At 35.3% G+C, this 15,432-nt stretch carries 10 protein-coding genes; 1 reads left to right on the forward strand and 9 read right to left on the reverse strand.

What is annotated here, in order from left to right; all coding sequences use genetic code 11:
- Positions 1 to 443 precede the first annotated feature (443 nt).
- On the forward strand, positions 444 to 3,074 hold the full coding sequence (locus tag ACFIJL_RS05395) for a ribonuclease E/G (RefSeq protein WP_375623252.1): 2,631 nt from the start codon (positions 444 to 446) through the stop codon (positions 3,072 to 3,074).
- A gap of 87 nt (positions 3,075 to 3,161) precedes the next feature.
- Here ACFIJL_RS05395 and ACFIJL_RS05400 read toward each other — a convergent pair whose 3' ends face one another.
- The 9 genes from ACFIJL_RS05400 to ACFIJL_RS05440 form a co-directional block, all read right to left on the reverse strand.
- Positions 3,162 to 3,773: an invasion associated locus B family protein gene (locus ACFIJL_RS05400; RefSeq protein WP_273791265.1), complete on the reverse strand. Its 612-nt coding sequence runs from the start codon at positions 3,771 to 3,773 to the stop codon at positions 3,162 to 3,164.
- 1,489 nt (positions 3,774 to 5,262) lie between these two features.
- Positions 5,263 to 5,667 (reverse strand): hypothetical protein, encoded by a 405-nt coding sequence (locus tag ACFIJL_RS05405; RefSeq protein ID WP_375623254.1) that lies wholly within the window; start codon positions 5,665 to 5,667, stop codon positions 5,263 to 5,265.
- Between the two features lie 30 nt (positions 5,668 to 5,697).
- Entirely contained in the window at positions 5,698 to 5,928 is a 231-nt protein-coding gene (locus tag ACFIJL_RS05410) for a hypothetical protein (protein ID WP_375623256.1), read from the reverse strand.
- A gap of 437 nt (positions 5,929 to 6,365) precedes the next feature.
- Positions 6,366 to 9,866, reverse strand: a complete 3,501-nt coding sequence (gene mfd / locus ACFIJL_RS05415) for a transcription-repair coupling factor (protein ID WP_375623258.1) — start codon at positions 9,864 to 9,866, stop codon at positions 6,366 to 6,368.
- Between the two features lie 5 nt (positions 9,867 to 9,871).
- Positions 9,872 to 10,159 (reverse strand): succinate dehydrogenase assembly factor 2, encoded by a 288-nt coding sequence (locus tag ACFIJL_RS05420; protein WP_375623260.1) that lies wholly within the window; start codon positions 10,157 to 10,159, stop codon positions 9,872 to 9,874.
- Between the two features lie 65 nt (positions 10,160 to 10,224).
- Positions 10,225 to 10,905: an ABC transporter ATP-binding protein gene (locus ACFIJL_RS05425; RefSeq protein WP_375611886.1), complete on the reverse strand. Its 681-nt coding sequence runs from the start codon at positions 10,903 to 10,905 to the stop codon at positions 10,225 to 10,227.
- Positions 10,905 to 12,173, reverse strand: a complete 1,269-nt coding sequence (locus ACFIJL_RS05430; RefSeq protein ID WP_375623263.1) for a lipoprotein-releasing ABC transporter permease subunit — start codon at positions 12,171 to 12,173, stop codon at positions 10,905 to 10,907. Before ACFIJL_RS05430 ends, ACFIJL_RS05425 begins: the two co-directional genes overlap by 1 nt.
- Before the next feature lie 11 nt (positions 12,174 to 12,184).
- Entirely contained in the window at positions 12,185 to 13,510 is a 1,326-nt protein-coding gene (proS, locus tag ACFIJL_RS05435; protein WP_375623265.1) for a proline--tRNA ligase, read from the reverse strand.
- 203 nt (positions 13,511 to 13,713) lie between these two features.
- On the reverse strand, positions 13,714 to 15,390 hold the full coding sequence (locus tag ACFIJL_RS05440) for a ribonuclease J (protein ID WP_375623267.1): 1,677 nt from the start codon (positions 15,388 to 15,390) through the stop codon (positions 13,714 to 13,716).
- Positions 15,391 to 15,432: the final 42 nt, after the last annotated feature.

The raw sequence follows: 15,432 nt of genomic DNA on the forward strand, positions 1-15,432 counted from the left end.
GATTTACATTGTTACTTGCCAAACGCATGATATCAACATAAAAGAATATTTATGCTTCCTAGCTGATAATAGTCATCTAAATTATCTGTAACTCATATTAAGTTGTCTTTAGAGTTTTTTTGCCTATTATGCGTTGAGACTTTTTTATGGATGAAAAATTTCTATGTTATAACATTAGGATTGCATTACTTAAGATTCGTTGGTTCGGATATCCGAACTGTTTTAAAGATTATTTTACCGGAGACTTTTAAGAAATATGAGTCATAAAAAACAGATGGAAATAATGATGAGAAATGGTGTAAATGCAGTCATGCCTCTGCACGTGGTGTTCCGTCCTGTTTTTCTGGTACCTCCCTTTTATGGCAGACAGCCTTTTATGTTTACGAATAGTTATAGCGTTCGTTTGAATAAAATTGTGCATGTCGCCTTCAGGATATTAACTTATGTCAAACAAAATGCTTATAGATGCCTCCCATCCGGAGGAAACTCGTGTTGTTGTTGTTCACGGCAACAAAATTGAAGAACTTGATTTTGAATCAGAACATAGAAAACAGCTCAAGGGGAATATTTATCTCGCACGGATTACGCGTGTGGAACCGTCTCTCCAAGCAGCTTTTGTTGAATACGGTGGAAACCGCCATGGTTTTTTAACATTTTCTGAAATTCATCCTGATTATTATCAAATTCCTATTGCTGATCGCCTTGCTCTTCTTGAAGAAGAGGAAAAAGCAGCTGTAGGAGAAAATTCTGTAGATAGCTTTACGGAAGAAGCAACTAAAAATAAAAAACGCTCCAGAAGAACAAAAAAAAATGGAAAAAACAATGTCATAGCAGCCGATATTGAAAGTGACATCACATCTGAAGCGACAATAATTGATAATACAGAAGAAGCATTAAATGCCGATATCTCTGATGATGAGATCGAAATGGTCGGTGCTGAGGACATCCGTGAAGAGCTTCCAATTTATCAAAGAAAACAAGGGCGCCAGTATAAAATTCAAGAAGTGATTAAACGACGTCAAATTTTGTTGGTACAAGTCATCAAAGAAGAGCGTGGTAATAAAGGTGCTGCCCTTACAACATATCTATCTCTAGCTGGTCGTTACTCTGTTCTAATGCCCAACACAGCACGTGGTGGTGGTATTTCACGAAAAATTACGAACGTACAAGACCGTAAGCGTCTTAAAGAAATCGTAAAAGAATTAGCCGTTCCAAAAGGTATGGGCGTTATCTTACGAACTGCTGGTGCCAATAGAACAAAAGCTGAAATTAAACGTGATTATGAATATCTTATGCGGTTATGGGATACTATTCGCACTTTGACACTCGAGTCAACGGCGCCATGCCTTGTCCATGAAGAGAGTAATCTCATCAAGCGTTCTATACGAGATCTTTACAATAAGAACATTAGTGAAATTCTTGTCTCTGGAGACCAAGGATATCGTGAAGCGAAAGACTTTATGCGTATGCTCATGCCAAGTCATGCAAAAGTTGTGCAACCTTACCGTGATCCTACGCCCATTTTTGCACGAAATAATATTGAAATTCAACTTGATAAAATGTTGCAACCACAGGTTTCTTTAAAATCTGGTGGTTATCTTGTTATTAATCAAACAGAAGCACTTGTTGCTATTGACGTAAATTCTGGCCGCTCTACGAAAGAATTCTCTGTCGAAAAAACAGCCTTACAAACTAACCTTGAAGCTGCTGAAGAAGTTGCGCGTCAATTACGCTTGCGTGACCTTGCTGGTTTAATTGTGATTGATTTTATTGATATGCTTGAAGAACGCAATGTGAAGCTGGTCGAAAAAAAATTAAAAGATTGTTTAAAAAACGATCGTGCTCGTATTCAAGTAGGTCATATTTCACACTTCGGCCTTTTAGAAATGAGTCGTCAACGTATTCGCATATCGGTTTTAGAAAGTACAACACAGCCCTGCCCACATTGCGCAGGAACAGGAAATATACGTTCTGAATCATCAATTGCGTTGCATGTCATGCGCTCAATTGAAGAATATCTTCTTCATAATTCGCAACATAATATTATCGTGCGCACCCCCGTAGCAACAGCACTTTATGTATTAAATCATAAACGCAACATTCTTGTTAATTTAGAAGCTCGCTTTAAGCTTAATATTAGTATTGAAGCAGATGATAGTATTGGAACACAACATCTTGTTATTTCTAAAGGCTCAATAGCAGAGAGAACTTCTCAATCTTCATTGGAAGATGACAATAAGCAAGAAATTGAAGATTCTGTTTTCATAAAAAGTGAATCTATTGAAAATCCTTCTCCCATTGAAACAAACCAAAAGCGTCGGCGCAAAAATCGTCACGGTGAAATTACTGATCATTCTCTCTCCAACGTTCATAAAAAAGAAGATACCTTGAATGATGATTCTTATCGTCGAGGACGCCGTCGAGGACGTCGTGGTGGTCGACGCAATCAAGATAATAGTTTTCATCAGATTCGCGTTCCTTATGCAGAACCAGTGGGAGATTTTGCTAAGCAAGCTTTAGCAGAAATTAAAGCAGCGCATCGCAAACGTCGTGTTTCACCTGCTAAATCTTTTGAACTTGAAGAAACGAAAAATAATACACAAGCTCTAGATATACAACAACAGAGTGAATCTGAAAAAATTGATAAAAGTATTAAACCTAAAAAACGTAAAACACGTTCTTCAAAAGTAGTAGAAAATCAACTTCCTTTAGAGAATGACCAAAATATTGCAGAACAAAAATCTCCTGAAGAAAAACCTACAACCAGTTTTATGCGTAAAACTAAAACAAAAAAAGCAGATAAAGCTATTCATGAGGTAGAAGATAAAACTCTTGAAAAGAGTAAAAAATCAACACGTGGAACACGTAAAAAATCATCTTCTAAAGAGATAACGCAAATACAAAAAATATTAGAGAAAGAAACTGTAATCGAGATGGAGGAAGTTGTTGAAACCTCTCCTTCCCAAATCGAAGAAACAATTAATCAACCCGTTGTTATTTCATCAACGCCTAATGATTCTTCCAAAACTGAACGTATTGGGTGGTGGAAACGCAGAATTGTTTCGGAAAATTAAGGATTTTAAAAACCGCCACAGAAAACTGTGGCGGCTCAAATAAACAATTATAGAAAACGTTTCGACCAATTCTATGGTGGGGGTTTATTATTTTTGTTTTGCTTTTTCTTGCTCAGCCCGCATACGCTCTTCAATTTCTTTTTGCTTTGATTGAATGGCTTGCTGCAGCTTTATTTGTTCTTGTTGGAAATCTTTTTCCTCCATACCAGGACCGGTATAGGCTGCTGTAAACCCATTAAGAGAAAATTCAATAGGATTAGCTGAACCACGGAAATTAACTGTGGTTACAACCATTTTTGTACCACTTTTCATAGCTGCTATAAGCTTATCATCTAAGACATCATTAGCAATACAACTTGGTCCATTACAAATAATATAAGGAATTTTTTTAGAGAACTCGTCACCGATTTTAATGTGAACACCTTCTGGCAAAAAACGACCTGTAGGTACTTGAATACCTATACGTTTCTCATTTTGCTTTCCTTTTATTTCAACAAGATTAAAAGCCGTTAAAGGTTGTCCCGTATTCGATAATACAGTATTCATTGTATTACAAATATCAACATCATGCTGCTTACTGCAAACTTTGTACCAACCTTGTGATAAAGTTTGCGCATTTGCAGAAATACCAGCTATAAGAAAAAGGGCAGCGGCTCCAACTAATACTGAAACAGCAGAATAAACATTTTTATGCGACATGATTAAGTTAATCCTTTCAACGCGCTCTTAAGTAACTTCAAAAAAATATTAAATATAATTCCAACTTAAATTTATTAAATTATAATGAAATAACAATTAATTTTACTATTTTTACTTCAATATATAAAAAAAAGTCAAATTTAGAGAAAAAATACAACGAGCCATTCTAATTTTTATACACTCATATAATTCCCCTCTTCATCACATTGGTATTGGATACAATCTATCTATAAAATACCTCTGTGCATTTAAACTAAGATTACACAAACGAATCAATATTGCAATATTAATTAAAATAAACTCTGATACTACTCTAAAAAACTTACTAATTAAACTTTTTACATTTATTACTCTTCATGTTAAGCTTATAGAGCCTTAGCAACAGGTTGTTGCAATGCATGAAGCTCCAAAATATCAGATAAATTTTACTGTTTTCCTTATGTGCCTCGTGTGATACACAAAAACAAAATCATCTACGATATTATTGAAACATTTAATGAATTAAAATCACTGATTGTCTAAAATTTCTGCATAATTGTAAGAGAACTTTTTCCTAATGAACAATTTTCTGCCCTTGTTTACAAAATAATAGTGATACGCTTTTGTAATAAAAATTTTATATTCCATAGCGTTTAACTAAAAAGTTTAGTTTAAAAATACGTTACTAAAGAAGTGCTTTTTTCTTAATTAAACAACACATTTTCTTAGAGAGAAAATCTATAACTGCTGAAAATATTTTATTTATAATAAACTTTCTTAAAATATAATAACATATTAATTTATAATAATAATTTATCTTTTTTCTATATTGCATGAAAGATCCTAATAGCGCAAACCTCTCTTATATTGAATCAATAAAATTTATCCACTTGCACATCACAAGCGGAGTTAGTTTTATAGATAAAACTACTGAACAAAGGAATACCCCCCCTATGAATCATCTCACGTGCCCAAAGCCATAATAAATTTATGCTCATATATTAAACATCTATTATTGCACTTCTGTACAAATATCATCTCTCAGTTTTATAACGTGAATAAAAAATATCATTTTGTTTCTCTATATAACACAACTTAGAGCTATAAAATATCTCTCTTATCGTATTAATAAAACAAGATTTATGATATGAGTTGTATCGTCATTAAAATAATTAATCAGATAAAAATAAAAAAACTACAAACACAAAAAATATATATAAGTTTATTATTTAATATATATATAATAAATATTATATGATAAGAACAATATATACTATCTTATGTGTATAAAATTACTTTATTATAAATAATGATTAAAAACAAAAAATTAAAATATATTTTAACTATTATTTAGTATATTATCTTAATTTCTCTGTATTTGTATAAGTAAATTTTTAATTGGATATTCCCATAGCATTATTTTTTATGAATTTTCTAAACTATAATGTTACGAAAAATTAAGTATTTTTCTATTTTGAATATAATTCAACATAAATCAAATAAATAATTTTTAATTGAATAATTCTTCAACATGAAAACGCATACGATCTATAATATTCTTTTTCTTGTTTGGAAGCATTATATTATGTACTTCTTTAATGGTATTACAAAGCTTAGGTGCATTTTTAACAAACCAATTATCTCCTGTAAGACTATTTTTTATATCGTCAAATATTTGTTTTTCATAACTATAAGAGCCATCTGTTAGTAATTCTTTAATATCCCTGACTAAACTAGGACTTATTGAATTATTTGCGCCTTTAGCCCAACTAAAATCTTTATCTTTCCAATCAAAATCTTTGCGCAAAATAGCACCTATATCACTTTGCAATATATCCCCTAACGTATTGCAAGCAATAATAAATATGAGATAATTTTTCATTATCTCATCATCACCTCCACTTTTCTCATTCATTCCCCATTCATTAAACGTTTGAGTTTTTTTTTAATAGTCTTTTGCTTTAATCAACTTTTCTTCATACTCCCCTACTTCATACTCTCTCGCTATATGTATTTTAGAGATAATTTTTTGTTTTTTTTCAGCTAGATCCTGTAATTTCGAACCAAGATTATAATATTCATCCTTCAGAGTTTTCAGTTTTTTATATAACTTATTCCGTTCCTGTAAACGCTCATAGTATTCTGCTTTAGAAATATTTTTTTCCCAAATATCCACAAATGAGATATACTTTCTTCAATAAATTGTATGCTCTCTTTAATATTCTTTCTTTTGTTTTTTAAATGTTGGTATTGTTCATCAGAAGATAACTCAGCATAAGCGTTTTTTACGCCATGTATTAAAGTGAGTAACAAAAAAACGATAGTTAGACACTTTTGTAATGAAGAAAGCATGCTATCTTTACCTAAATTATTTCTAAAAAATTTACAGGAGCTTATTAGCTTATTATATTGAAAGTGCTATTTATTGCTGTTAAGCCGTCTAATCTATTTCCTTCATTGTATCAATGCGTATATAATAAAAACCAAATAAATATATAATGGCTCTTTATTATAAACTTAAATTTTATTCTTATACAAAATCAATAACTGTTTGTTTTTATAGAATTATTTTATAATAAATGAGTAACAATTCTAAAATAATAAAGATATTTTTTAAACAGAATGTTGTTCTGCCATTTCGACAAGCTGTGTCATAATATTCGCTGCTCCAACAAGCCTTTCATCCGCTGTGGACCAATCACGAATAAGAGCAATACTTTGATCTGGTCGGATTTTTGCCATTGAACCTTGTTTCCCAACCCACTGAACAAGAGCAACACTATTTGCGAAATAGTTATTACGAAACTGTATAACAATCCCTTTTGGTCCTGTATCTAATTTTTCTACATGCGCTTTTCGACACAATGTTTTGATATAAAAGACTTTAAGAAGGTGTTGAACCTCAATGGGTAAAGGACCAAAGCGATCAATTAACTCCGCTGCAAATTCATCAATTTGTTCTAAATCATCAAGTTCTGTTAAACGACGATAAAGTCCCATACGTAATGATAAGTCAGGCACGAAACTCTCTGGTATCATCACTGTTGTACCAAGTGAAATTTGAGGAGACCATTGCTTATCTTCATTTAGCTCTCCATCTTTTAATTCAGCAACAGCTTCTTCAAGCATTTTTTGATAGAGTTCAAATCCAACTTCTTTGATATGCCCCGACTGCTCTTCACCTAAAAAATTGCCTGAACCGCGGATATCCATGTCATGGCTTGCCAATTGAAACCCAGCCCCTAAGGTATCAAGAGATTGTAAAACTTTAAGACGGCGATCGGCAGCAGCTGTTAAAACTTTACCAGAAGGAAATGTAAAGAGAGCATAAGCACGTTGTTTTGAACGCCCTACCCTACCACGTAACTGATAAAGGGCAGAAAGGCCAAACATCTCAGCGCGATGCACAATTAATGTATTGGCTGCTGGAATATCAAGACCAGATTCAATAATGGTTGTCGATAGTAAAACATCATATTGCCCATCGTAAAATGCATTCATAATATCATCAAGTTGTCCAGCTGGCATTTGTCCATGAGCCACAACGAATTTCAGTTCTGGCACATGTGTTTTAAGATATTCTTCTACAAAAGCCAGATCAGAAATACGAGGACAAACATAGAAACTTTGTCCACCACGATAATATTCTCGAAGCAGGGTCTCTCGTATAACAAGTGCATCAAAGGGTGAAATAAAAGTACGAACCGCCATTCTATCAATGGGGGGGGTTGTTATCAATGAAAGTTCACGTACACCCGATAAAGCTAACCCTAAAGTGCGTGGTATGGGAGTTGCTGAAAGTGTGAGAACATGAATATCACTTTTAAGCTCTTTTAAACGCTCTTTGTGTTTGACACCAAAATGCTGTTCCTCATCAATGATAAGAAGGCCTAACCGTAAAAAATTAACTGCACCACTTAATAATGCATGGGTTCCAATGACAATATCGATTGTACCATCTGAAACACCTTTTTTTACGCGTGCAAGTTCTTTCGCTTTTACAAGCCTCGAAGCATGTCCAATTTTAACTGGTAATCCTTGAAAACGCGAAATAAATGTTTTGTAATGTTGACGTGAAAGCAAAGTTGTTGGTACAACAACCGCAACCTGATATCCATTTAATGCTGCAACAAAAGCACTTCGAATGGCTACTTCAGTTTTTCCAAAACCAACATCACCGCATATCAAGCGATCCATCGGCTTACCTGAGGCTAGATCATCCAAAACAGCATCAATTGCATTCATTTGATCTTCCGTTTCTTCATAGGGAAAGCAAGCAACAAACTCATCAAATGGTCCAATTGGTGGAAGTAAAGCAGGCGCAGCACGAGTCATACGCTCTGCAGCTATACGGATTAATTGCCCTGCCATTTCCAATAAATGTTTTTTAAGCCGAGCTTTACGTGCTTGCCAAGCAACACCTCCTAATTTATCTAACGTTACCTCTGTTCCTTCTGAGCCATAACGTGAGAGAAGCTCAATATTTTCAACAGGTAAAAAGAGGAGATCACCTCCAGCATATTTAATTTCAAGGCAATCTCGTAAAATTCCAGTGGTTGTGATGGTTTTAAGACCAACAAATTGGCCAATACCGTGGTCGATATGCACAACAATATCACCAGAATTTAAAGCAGAAATTTCAGAAATAAAATTTGTATTATTCTTACGCCGCTTTGGTGATCTGATGAAGCGATCACCTAGGATATCCTGCTCTGCTATAATAGCTAAATCTTCAGCCTCAAAACCATGTTCTATCATGATAACGGCTGCTAATATATGATCTCGTGGTGTTGCTTTGACAGTTTGCAAGGATTTTACAACATCTATTTTTTTTAATCCATGCTCGTCGAGAACTTGTACTAAACGATTGAGAGATCCTTCACTCCAACACGCTAAAAGTACTTTTTTGCCCGCAGCGCGTAAAGATGCGATGTGATCAATAACACTTGAAAAAACATTTTTTTCCTGCGCATTACGCTCTTTTACAAAATCATATCCCTGTTTAACATGTGCGTGAATAACAGTTTGTTCCAAACTTTGTGGAATATTAAAAGGCGAAAAATCAATACGCTGTGAAGATTGTTGCACACATTCCAAAACACGCTCTGGCGTTAAATAGAGAAGACTAGGGTCTATTGGATGATAAGAAGTAGAATTTTCTTTATCATTTTCGCGCTCTTTGCGCGCGTTATAATAGTCTTCAATAAGGCGATAGCGCTCAATGAAAACTTCTTCTATAAGATGCTCAAAAACAAGCGGTAGGTTGCCACAATGGTCAAAAAAAGTGTCAAGCTCTTCATAAAAAAATGGAAGCCAATGTTCCATACCGGCAAAACGCCGACCTTGAGCAATTGCTTCATAAAGCATGTTATTTTTTTGTAATACACCAAATGTACGGGTATAATTGCTTTTAAATCGGCTGATGCGTTCTGGTGTAAGAACAACCTCACTCATTGCCTGTAATAAAAGTTCAGTTTTTTGACGTGTTGTCCTTTGACTTTCTGGATCAAATACGCGGATGCTTTCTAGGGTATCTCCAAAAAAATCAAGGCGTAAAGGTTCAACATCCATAGGAGAAAAGATATCAAGTATTCCTCCTCTTACAGCAAACTCACCAACATCACGGACAACCGTAACGCGTTCAAAACCGTTGGTTTCTAAGAATTGAATTAGATTTCCCATGTTATTGCGTTGGCCAACATGTAAGTGAATAAGCTGAGCTTCTATCATTTCACGAGGAGGCAACTTTTGCATAATTGCATTTGCTGTAGTTAATATAATTGCAGGATGTGGGTTTTGACGTAAATTTGCTATGCGTGCCAAAGCTGATAGTCGACGGGACATGACAGCAATTCCTGGTGATACGCGATCATAAGGCAAACAATCCCATGCAGGAAATTGAAGTACGGGCAAATTGGGTTCAATAAAATTTAAAACTTGTTGTAAATGCGCAATTTTTGTTCCGTCATGAACAACATAGATGAGCGGTTTGCCTTGTCCAATTTCTGAACTTAACTTAGCAAGCGCAAAGGCTTCAAATCCATCAGTAACGCCATCAAAAATCATACGAACAGGACTATTTTTTGGAATAACAATTTTTTTAAATATAGGCATTTGAATCAATAACTTAAGCAAAAACGATAATTAGAAATATCACGAAAAAGTGGACTATCAACTTCAGAGGGGGGTGAAATTTCTCCAGTCATCCATGTGAGTAAATCACGGTCGTCAAAAGACATAATATACTCAAGTTCAGAGAGCGTTTTATCATTCATCTCAGTGATATGAGCATCAACATAATGCCCAAAAATGAGATCCATTTCACGAATACCGCGATGCCATGCACGAAAAATCAACCGGCGACGACGCGCATCTAATTGATTTTTGTCAACGACAAAAACTGTCATAAAAAATCTCCTTGAATAAAGTAATATAAACTATTCAATTAGTCGTATAAAATTTGTACCTTGCTTTAAGGAAGTTCTATAATCTTTTGTTCTTTAAGTGTAATTCGACGATGCATTTGCTTAGCCAAAGCGTAATTATGTGTTGCAATAAGAGCAGAAAGACCAGACTGACGAACAAGGATAGATAAAGCTTGAAAAACATAAGCTGAAGTTACGGGATCAAGATTTCCTGTAGGTTCATCAGCCAAAAGAACTGAAGGGCCATTTGCGACTGCACGTGCAATAGCAACACGTTGTTGTTCTCCTCCCGATAACTCTGAGGGACGATGGTTCGCACGATGAGAAATACGCAGATACGTTAATAATTTGCGCGCACGATCTTCTGCTATGGATTTTTTTAATCCTGCTATCATTTGCGGTATCATAACATTTTCTAACGCCGTAAACTCTGGAAGTAAATGATGAAATTGATAAACAAAACCAATATCATTTCGTCTTATAGCTGTTCGCTCACTATCAGAACGCTTTGCACAAGAAACACCTCGTAACATCACATCACCAGCGGTTGGTTTTTCTAATAATCCAGCAATATGAAGAAGTGTTGATTTTCCAGCACCAGATGGTGCAACAAGTGCAACAAGCTCTCCACGATTAAGAGTAAAATTCGCTTTATCTAAAACAATGAGCGGCTTATGACCCTCGAAAAAGCGTCTTTCAATCTCTACAAGCTCTAAAATAGCTGTCATTATTCATACCTCAAAGCTTGTACGGGATCTAGCTTAGCAGCACGCCATGCCGGAATGAGAGCAGCAAGAAATGACAAGAATAAAGCCATCACAGCAACCAAGACGGTCTGTTTCCACTCAATTTGTGCAGGCAATTTTGTTAAAAAATAAAGTTGAGGATTAAAAACGTCGACATTAAATAACCAAGAGATAAAGTCTTGGATATGATTAATATTCGCGGTCGCGATAACACCTAAAATTAAGCCCAATATCGTTCCAATAAAACCAATCATCATTCCTGTAATGATAAATATACGCAAAATCGCACTTTGTTGAGCACCCATCGTGCGTAAAATTGCAATATCATGACTTTTATCTTTTACAAGCATAATCAGTCCTGAAATAATATTTAAAGCAGCAACAAGAACGATCAGAGAAAGAATGAAAAACATAACATTTCGTTCAATCTGTAAAGCTGAAAAAAAAGCCTGATTACGTGTACGCCAATCAATTAAATAAACCTGTTGATCAACTGCTTTTTCTACAACGGGTTTTATTTGATCAACTGCATCAGGATCATTTAAAAATAACTCTAAAGACTGAACCTTATCGCCTAAATTAAAAAACATTTGTGCTTCATGAAGAGGCATAAAGACAAATATTGAATCGTATTCAGACATACCAACTTCAAAAATAGCAACGACTTTATAAGCTTTCACTCGTGGCGTAACGCCAAAAGGAGTCTCATCACCATCTGGAGTAATGATACGAATATCTCTTCCAACTGTTAATCCTAATTTTTCTGCTAAGCCACTTCCAATTGCAACACCTTCTTCTTGATCAAACCGAGAAATCGATCCTAATTTAATATTTTGAGAGACTGTTTTAAGCTTATCTAGATCTTGTTTGCGCATACCACGAACTAACGCGCCAGAGCCACCTTGAACTTCACCTTGAACAAGTGCTTGACCTTCAATAACAGGCAAAGCAAACTTCACGCCATTTGTAGTTTCTAAAGAAGAAATAAGAGTCTTATAATCAGCAAAACCAGAATCAACTGTTTGAATAATAAGATGCCCATTCATACCAAGAATACGATTGAGAAGTTCTGTACGAAAGCCATTCATCACCGCCATAACAACGACCAGAGCAAATACGCCCAACATAATCCCAATAAGAGAAATAATTGAAATAACAGAGGCAACGACATGTTTTTTATTGGGAATCATATAACGAAAAGCGATCATCCACTCATAAGATGAAAAACCTTTATTTTTCAGCCTCTTCATAACATTTCCTATTAAATTATAGAAAGTTGGCTGAGCACATCTTCAACCTTTAGAGATTTTTTTATTCCTGTTTTTCGATCTTTAATTTCAACTTCATTTTGTGCAATGCTGTTAGGACCAACAATAATTTGCGTTGGCAAACCAATCAAATCCATTGTTGCAAATTTTGATCCAGGGCGTTCATTTCTATCATCTAATAACGGATCAAAACCAACCTTCTTTAATCCCTGATAGAGAAACTCACATGCCTGTGTGCATTTTTCATCATCGGGCTTCATATTGATAATCCCAAAATCAAACGGTGCCATCGACTTTGGCCAAATAATACCATTTTCATCATGAGAAGCCTCAATAGCGGCCGCAACAAGACGCGAAGGCCCAATACCATAAGATCCCATAGAGACCACATGCTCTTTTCCATCTTGTCCCATAACTTTTGCTCCCATTGGAGCAGAATATTTAGTACCAAAGTGGAAAATATGCCCTACTTCAATACCGCGCGCTGAAAGACGATTATGATCAGAAACTTTAGCCCACTCCTCTTCATTATGCATTTCTTCCGTTGCTGCATAAAAAGATGTCCATTGCTTAACAATATCATCTAAAACAGCTTTATCACTAAAATCGATTGAACTATCAGGAACGGTAAGTTCAAGAAATTGTTTATCACAGAAGATAGCACTCTCTCCTGTTTCAGCCAAAATGATAAATTCATGACTGAGTTCCCCCCCTATTGGACCTGTATCTGCACGCATAGGAATTGCTTTTAAGCCAAGGCGAGAAAAAGTGCGTAAATAAGCAACAAACATACGATTATAAGATGTTTTAGAGCCTTCATAATCAAGATCAAAAGAATAAGCATCTTTCATTAAAAATTCTCGTGCTCGCATCACACCAAAACGTGGACGAATTTCATCACGAAATTTCCATTGAATATGATACAAATTAAGCGGAAGATCTTTATAAGAACGAACATATGAGCGAAAAATATCTGTTACCATCTCTTCATTGGTTGGACCATAAAGTAAATCACGCTTTTGACGATCTTTAATGCGGAGCATTTCCAAACCATAATCATCATAACGACCGCTTTCACGCCAAAGATCAGCAGACTGAATTGTAGGCATCAATATTTCTATTGCACCCGCACGTTCTTGCTCTTCACGAATAATTTTACAAACTTTATCAAGCACTTTTTTTCCCAAAGGAAGCCAAGAATAAATCCCTGATGTTTGTTGTCGAATCATTCCAGCGCGCAACATGAAGCGATGAGAAACAATTTCTGCTTCTTTAGGATTCTCTTTTAAAAGTGGAAGGAAATATTGAGAAAGACGCATTGAAATAATTAACTCCTAATCAGACCTATCATATCGGAACAATTTATCACACCCTCTATTCATCTATAGCCGCATTCTGAATACTTGCAAATATAACGATCTTATCATTTAAAAATTTATTGTGCTTTATTCTCTATTTTTCTTATTTAGCAATAAAATAAAAATGCTCTTCTCTTTTTAAATAACGTAATAGGAAAGTTCTTTTATTTTGACCGATGTAAAAAAACTGTACAGATAGGTTTTTTTTGCCAAATTTCATGAACAGCCGCTCTTACTGCACGTCGTGTTGCCTCTCGAATAAGTTCATTATTTTTCTGTTTCATGCGTGGGATATTATAAACTGTATTTTCTACGATATCTAAAAGAATATCTTTTAAACTTTCCCCCTTTCCATTACTTTCAGGTAACCCGAATGTTGTTAGACCGATATCCCCTAATAATTCATGCTTACTATTTATATGGAGAGAAATAGTAACATGACCAGCATAACTTAGTTTGCGGCGTTCACGAATCCCTAATTCATCTTCATCTCCAATTAGGCAACCATCCTTATAGATGCGGCCAACAGGAACTTGATCAATAACTTCTACAGGCTCTGGTGCAAGACGTAACATATGGCCATTTCTGATATCTATAACAGTTTTAATACCTGCTTGACGTGCTAAAGTTGCCTGAGCCTTAAGATGCATTGCTTCCCCATGTACAGGGACAAGTATTTGTGGCTTTATCCAATCATACATCTGTAAAAGTTCTGAACGACGGGGATGGCCTGAAACATGAACAAGTGCATCTTCATTCGTAATAATTTTAATACCCAAATCAATGAAACGATTTTGTACCTCAATAATCGCTTTTTCATTTCCTGGAATACTTCGTGATGAATAAATAACGGTATCACCAGTGGAAAGTGCAATATTTTTCATTCCATCACGTGACAGTTTAGCCAAAGCAGCACATGGCTCACCTTGGCTCCCTGTGACAATTAAAACAAGATCTTTTCGCGAGATGTAGCCATAATCATCTTCCGTTACAAATGGTGCTAAACCATTCATATAACCAAGCTCTTGTGCAACCATAATACTTCGCTTAAGGGAACGCCCAATGACGAGTACCTTACGCCCAGAAGCTTCAGCGGCAAGAGCAATAGAACGTATCCGACCAATATTAGAAGCAAAAGTCGCTATCGCAACGCGCCCTTCAGCTTTTAAAATAATCTCAGAAAGACTGGTTTGAACCTGCTGCTCTGATGGAGATATACCATCCCGACACGCATTTGTGGAATCACAAAGTAATGCTAAAACACCTTTTTTGCCTAAAGCACGAAACCTTTTTTCATCGGTTAGAGCCCCGAGTGAAGGGGTATGATCAATTTTCCAATCACCCGTATGGATTACGGTCCCTAAAGACGTTGTAATTGCCAAAGAGACAGATTCTGGTATTGAATGGTTAACGGCTATAGCCTCTACAGCAAAGGAACCTACCTGAAAACAATCACCAGCTTGAAAAATATTACATGAAATTTTATGAAATTCAAAATCTGCTTGCCTTTTACTTTCTAATAATCCTGCCGTAAAAGGCGTACAGTAAATTGGAACTTGTAACTTTGGCCATAAATCAAGAACGGCTCCATAATGATCTTCATGTGCATGTGTTAAAACAAGACCCCGTATATTATGTTTTTCACTTTCTAGAAAACGAATATCAGGCAAAACAAGATCGACACCTGGTAATTCAGAACCAGCAAAACTAACTCCCATATCAACAAGCAGCCACTCACGAAGATTTTGGGGACCAAATCCATAAGCAGCGAGATTCATCCCTATTTCACCTACACCTCCTAAAGGTAAAAAAACAAATTCATTCTTATTGGCTGCAACCATAAACATCTCCCAAATCATTAAGGTATTTGATGATAAAATAAT

Origin of the sequence: Bartonella sp. TT119HLJHH (assembly GCF_042193385.1) — a bacterium.
In the GTDB taxonomy this organism is placed as follows: Bacteria; Pseudomonadota; Alphaproteobacteria; order Rhizobiales; family Rhizobiaceae; genus Bartonella.